2 protein-coding genes are annotated in these 1,251 nt (G+C 74.4%); one reads left to right on the forward strand and one right to left on the reverse strand.

Annotation, left to right across the window (positions count from 1 at the left end; translation table 11 throughout):
* The coding region (locus tag ACWEVO_RS36695) for an NTP transferase domain-containing protein (RefSeq protein ID WP_452311976.1) at positions 1 to 264 on the reverse strand (264 nt) is incomplete at its 3' end.
* A 74-nt stretch (positions 265 to 338) separates the two neighbouring features.
* On the opposite strand from ACWEVO_RS36695, the gene fdhD reads away from it, so the two are divergent.
* Positions 339 to 1,251 (forward strand): formate dehydrogenase accessory sulfurtransferase FdhD (gene fdhD / locus ACWEVO_RS36700; RefSeq protein WP_452311975.1); only part of this gene is annotated, 913 nt, incomplete at its 3' end.

Genomic DNA, 1,251 nt, shown 5'->3' on the forward strand with positions numbered 1-1,251 from the left:
GCCGACCACGAGCCGCTGGTCGGCGTCGGCGACCGCCGCCAGCACCCGGTGCAGCATCGGGCGACCGCCGACCGGGCGCGCCGGCTTGTCCACGCCGCCCATCCGACGGGCCGCACCCCCGGAGAGCACCACCGCCGCGTACGCCGTCACAGGGCCACGGTAACCCCGGGCCCGAAGCACCCCGTGGGCCGACGGGTTGCGGCGACTCGGTGTCTCCCGGCCCGGGGAAACCCCGTCCTGCCGCGATCCGCCCTCGACGACCAGGCGGGGCGGGCCGTTCGCGGGGTGCGGCGGGCGTCGCCGTGCGGGTGGCCGGCCTCGCGGGGCAGGATGGCGGGATGGGACGGGCGACTGACCGGCGCGGCGTGCTCCGGATCGACCTCGACGCGGCGGCCGACGGACGCGACCGGGTACGACGGCAGGACATCCTGGCGGTGGAGGAACCACTGGAGATCAGGGTCGGCCCGGCCGGCCCCGCCCGGCGGAAGCCGCTCGCGGTGACCATGCGTACCCCCGGCGACGATTTGGACCTGGCGATCGGTTTCCTGCTCACCGAGGGGCTGATCCGGTCCGCCGACGACGTGCACACCGCGCAGCTCTGTGCCGGCACGGAGACCCCGAACACCTACAACGTGGTGGACGTGGTGCTCGCCCCCGGTGTGCCGGAGCCGACCACCGACCCGGCCCGCAACTTCTACACGACCAGCTCGTGCGGGGTGTGCGGCAAGGCGAGCATCGAGTCGGTGCGGACCCGGTCGCGCTTCGCGGTCCGCGAGGACCCGCTGCACGTGCCCGCCAAGGTGCTCGCCGAGCTGCCGGACCGGCTGCGCGCCGCGCAACGCGCCTTCGACCGGACCGGCGGCCTGCACGCTGCCGGGCTCTTCTCTCCCGACGGGGAACTGGTGGTGCTGCGCGAGGACGTCGGCCGACACAACGCGGTGGACAAGGTGGTGGGCTGGGCCGTCCGGGAGCGCCGGCTGCCACTTGCCGGCCACCTGCTGCTGGTCTCCGGGCGGGCGAGCTTCGAGCTGACCCAGAAGGCCTGGATGGCCGGGGTGCCGATGCTCGCGGCGGTCTCCGCGCCCAGCACCCTCGCCGCCGAGCTGGCCGAGGAGGCCGGCATGACCCTGGTCGGTTTCCTGCGCGGCCGGACCATGAGATTCTGTGGGAGCCGATCCGCCCGTCAGGAGAAGGAGCGTGCCCCGGTGGAGAACTTCGCCCGGCTGTTGAAGGAGAGCTGGACCCTGGTCG

Source organism: Micromonospora sp. NPDC003776 (assembly GCF_053605645.1).